The sequence below is a fragment of the Thermomonas sp. genome, from assembly GCF_020850895.1.
Classification (GTDB): Bacteria; Pseudomonadota; Gammaproteobacteria; order Xanthomonadales; family Xanthomonadaceae; genus Thermomonas.
Genome location: NZ_JADZDS010000072.1, coordinates 1 through 3562 on the forward strand (window position 1 = coordinate 1; position 3562 = coordinate 3562).

A 3562-nucleotide genomic window follows, 5' to 3' on the forward strand; every position below is an offset into this window, starting at 1 on the left:
TCCGCGTCGTCCGCGAGAAGGGCGACACCATCATCAAGGAGGTTCCCGTCTATGTGCCCGTTCAAGCCGATGCTGCTTGCACTATCAACCGTGGCTTTGTGCGCCTGCACGACGCTGCCGCCGCAGGGGAACTGCCCGAGCCCGCCCGAGATGCTGATGCGCCCACCGCAGGACTTGCGCTCTCTGCCGTCGCCGGAACCGTCGCTGCCAACTACCAGACCTGTCACGAGAACGCCGAACAACTGAGGGCGTTGCAGGCGTGGATCAGTGCAGTGGCATTTGTCACCAAGTAATCCGTGCTTGGCGGCCACGCAACACCAGATTGCTCCATCTCGAATGCGCTTGGCTTCCAGTCCGGACAGCGCGTTCATGACATCCGTACTCACCACGGAGCATTCATCATGAGTTACCGATTCAAGTACGCCGTCATTGACGACGTGACCTCGCGCAACATCAACGCCAGCCTGCAAGAACATTTGCTCGACCTGTTCGAGTCGGCCATGAAATCAGTGGCCACGACACTGGTGCGCGAAGCCAAGTTCGAAACGACCGACTTCGCCACGGCCAAGCAGCGCGGCTGCGAGGGCTTCACGCTGCTGGTGAGCCGCGCCCGCGCCGATTCCCGCGACGGGTGGTTCGGCGCGTTCCAGCGCGGGGACGAACGTCTTGACGTGATTGGTCATCTGGAATAGCCATCACTCCTCCGCCTCGGGCACATCCCAGTCCGCCGGACGTACTTCGCCGGTCTGGTAGAACTGCTTGACCAGTTTCACGTACTCCAGAAAATCCCGGTTTTCCGTGGCCAGCCGGTTGGCCATGTCCCAATCGATCTCATCGCGTTCGCGGGCTGGAATCAGCACCTGACTGTCGGCGGGGTTGTCAAAATCCAGCTTGATGAAGCCGATGCCGTGGGCGGCGAACAGCATCCGCAGTTCCTTCAGCGTGTCCTGGCCGCCGATTTCCGCAGCGACCAGATAGCCGAAGTTGGCCCACGATGAATTCGACACTGCCTGAAAGAAGCACTCGCGCACGTTCGAGCGGTTGATCAGCAGCTTGGCTTCGAACGACCACAGCTTGGTGCGCTTGTCCGAATACTGCGTCACGCAGTCGCGCACTTCGCGGTGCCATTCCTTACCCAAATCCTCCATGCCCACCACGTCCGGGTACAGCCAGCGGTTGCCATTGGGCCCGCGCTTGTTCGAGGAGCGCTTTTCGTCGACGCGCTTGGAAAACACGCCGAACTCTTCCCACAGGTATTGCGAAAGCAGCGGATACAGCGCATGTTCGTCGATCTTCGACTGACTGGCATCATCTGAAGGCCCGGCAGCCGCGCTCTCGACCGCTGCCACTTCCGCACTGTCCGACTTTTCCGAGTAGTAATACTTGCGCGGCCGGCCCTCGGTCGTTTTCAGTTCCGGTTGGCGTTTCTGCAAGACGGGCCGTTGCGAACTGATTTCGGCCACCAACTGCTGCACCAGCTCGGCGTCGTTGGTGATGAACTTGCTGCTTTCCTTCTTCGCCTGGCACTCGGCCGGGAACGTGGCAAACACCCACTCGGCAATCTGTCGCGCGGTGAACTTCTCTTCGGGCCGTTCCTTCAGGTAGCCAATGACGGCCTTCGCCAGATTCAGCGCCATACGTGTTCCTCGTCTTATGCCGACGCCCCACCCTGCGGCGGTGCGGGTGGGTTGGTACCAGGGTGGTAGGTCGAATCGAACACCATGTCCGCCAGCCAGCGTTTGAAGTTGGCGTTGTCGCTGAACTGCTTGAACAGTTCGGTGTGGTCGTCCAGCAGCTCCAGCACCACGCGATTGAGCGCCTTGTCGTGCTCCAGCCGCGCGTTCTGCTTGCCGGAGTTGGCCTGCGCGTTCTGATACGCCTTGTCTTGCGCCACGCGCGCCGGGATTTCCTCGGCGATGACTCGTCTGATCTTGTCGGCGTCGTGCCACTCGATTTTGCCGAACAGGTCGTTGAACTGCTTGATGACGTTCGACAGCCTGTCCAAGTCCGGCTCGCCGCCGCCACCGCCACCGCCCGGAGGCGGCGGTTCGACGAAGGCATCCGCATCGTCCAGAGCCATCTTCATCGCCGCCTGTGCCTGCGCGCGATAGCTGTCCATGTCGATGGCTTCCAGCACACCCTTGGAGAGGTCTTCCTCCTTGGGAGCGGGCAGCTTTGGAATCAGGAAGTTCAGGAAGATCGATAGCTTCTCCCACGCCGGATGTCCGTAAGGCAGGATCGCCGACAGGAAGCCGTAGCTGCGCACGAACGCCTTCGCCTTGCCTTTGAACTTGACCTGATCGCCTTCCCCCAGCTTGCTGACGTACTCGGCCACGCAGGCATCGAGAATGGGGTCGAGCTTGTCGCGGTCGGCACCGGACAGATACAGCGCCACCAAGTCATCCACTTGGCTGCCGCTGTAAACCTGCTGCGCGTCCAGCTCGGCCTGGATGTCGTGCAGCTTGTTCGGGTCGGTTTCGCCGTCCTGAATCGTGGCGCGGTAGTACTCCTGAAACGCCGCTTTCACGGCTTCGGCATTGTCGGCGAAGTCGAGCACGAACGTGTCCGCCTTCTGCGGGTGCGCACGGTTCAGGCGCGACAGCGTTTGCACCGCCAGCACGCCCGCCAAGGGCTTGTCCACATACATCGTGTGCAGCAACGGTTCGTCAAAGCCGGTGACGAACTTGTTGGCGACGATCAGGAAGCGATACGGATCGAGCTTCAGCTTGGCCGGGATGTCCTTGCTCGGAAAGCCGTTGAGATCGGCCTCGGTCTTTTTCGACCCGCCGATCTCGAAGTCACCGGAATACGCGACGATGGCCTTGTAGGGGCTCTTGATCTCGGCGAGGTAATCGGACACCTCGCGCCAGTAGTCGATGGCGCGTGCGATGCCGTTGCACACGATCATCGCCCGCGCCTTGCCGCCGATCTTCTTCGCGCTGATCACCTGCACGGTGAAGTGATCGACCATGATCTCGGCCTTGCGGTGGATCGCCTTGTCATGCGATTCGACGTAGCGCCGGATTTTCTTCAGCGCCTTCAGCTTGTCCACCTGCGGATCGTCCGCGATGGTCTTGGCGACGTGGTAGAAGCTGTCCACCGGCGTGTAGTTGGCGATCACGTCGAGGATGAAACCCTCCTGGATCGCCTGCTTGGTGGTGTAGGTCAGTTCTTCGGGCGAGCGGAACTGCACCTTGTCGCCCACCGTCACCCGTTCGGCGAACAACTCCAGCGTCTTGGTCTTCGGTGTAGCGGTGAAGGCGTAGTAGCTGGCGTTGGCCAGCAGCTTGCGTGATGCGATGCGCTTTTCGATTTCCGCGTTCACCGCATCCTGCGTGGAGTCTTCCTCGAAGGCTTCCTCGTCGGCCGCGCCTGCGTCCGCGCTGCCCGTCAAACCCCCGAGCGCCTGATGCATCTTGGCTGTGGTCTTGCCGCCCTGGCTGGAATGTGCCTCGTCGATCAGCAGCGCGAACTTGCGGTCGCCAAGGTCGCCCAGCTCGTCGAGGATGAAGGGGAACTTCTGCACCGTGGTGACGATGATCTTCTTGCCCCGGCGCAGGAA

At 61.2% G+C, this 3562-nt stretch carries 2 protein-coding genes and 2 pseudogenes; 2 read left to right on the forward strand and 2 right to left on the reverse strand.

Annotation, left to right across the window (positions count from 1 at the left end; translation table 11 throughout):
- A pseudogene (locus IT472_RS06910) lies at positions 1 to 293 on the forward strand (hypothetical protein); the annotation flags it as partial.
- A gap of 108 nt (positions 294 to 401) precedes the next feature.
- On the forward strand, positions 402 to 692 hold the full coding sequence (locus IT472_RS06915) for a hypothetical protein (protein WP_297180284.1): 291 nt from the start codon (positions 402 to 404) through the stop codon (positions 690 to 692).
- Between the two features lie 3 nt (positions 693 to 695).
- Here the strand turns inward: IT472_RS06915 and IT472_RS06920 are convergent, their stop codons facing one another.
- Both IT472_RS06920 and IT472_RS06925 read right to left on the reverse strand, forming a co-directional pair.
- On the reverse strand, positions 696 to 1637 hold the full coding sequence (locus tag IT472_RS06920; protein WP_297180285.1) for a COG2958 family protein: 942 nt from the start codon (positions 1635 to 1637) through the stop codon (positions 696 to 698).
- A 14-nt stretch (positions 1638 to 1651) separates the two neighbouring features.
- A pseudogene (locus IT472_RS06925) lies at positions 1652 to 3562 on the reverse strand (type I restriction endonuclease subunit R); the annotation flags it as partial.

Excerpts from the sequence above, each read along its gene's own strand:
- IT472_RS06915 (WP_297180284.1), top strand. The coding sequence starts at position 402 with ATGAGTTACCGATTCAAGTACGCCGTCATTGACGACGTGACCTCGCGC.
- IT472_RS06920 (WP_297180285.1), bottom strand. The coding sequence starts at position 1,637 with ATGGCGCTGAATCTGGCGAAGGCCGTCATTGGCTACCTGAAGGAACGG.